Source organism: Arenibacter sp. F20364 (assembly GCF_023015905.1).
In the GTDB taxonomy this organism is placed as follows: Bacteria; Bacteroidota; Bacteroidia; order Flavobacteriales; family Flavobacteriaceae; genus Arenibacter.
Window position 1 is genome coordinate 1 of the sequence record NZ_JALKBD010000181.1, and the last position, 311, is coordinate 311.

At 50.2% G+C, this 311-nt stretch carries 1 protein-coding gene; it reads right to left on the reverse strand.

Features of this window, described 5'->3' with window-relative positions; all coding sequences use genetic code 11:
• The coding region (locus MWU84_RS24245; RefSeq protein WP_246906647.1) for a hypothetical protein at positions 1-311 on the reverse strand (311 nt) is incomplete at both ends.

The following is a 311-nucleotide window of genomic DNA, read 5'->3' on the forward strand; positions in this document are numbered from 1 at the left end:
ATCGTTACCTGATCCGCAATAGCATCGAAGCTCGACTTGTCGATCCACTCCACCGTTCCAACGGCATCCGTAACCAGAACCTTGTCGTTGCCTCCTGAGGAAATATCCTCTGTAAGGATGGTACCGTTCAAAATATTTTCTGTCTGAACGGCATTGTCCGCCAACTTAGCGTTGGTCACGGCATCGGCACCAAGTTTCGCTGTAACTATTGATAGATCCTCTACTTTGAAGGGATCCAAGGTAGTGCCCGCACCGGTAATCGTTACCTGGTCCGCAATGGCAGCAAAGCTCGACTTGTCGATCCACTCAAC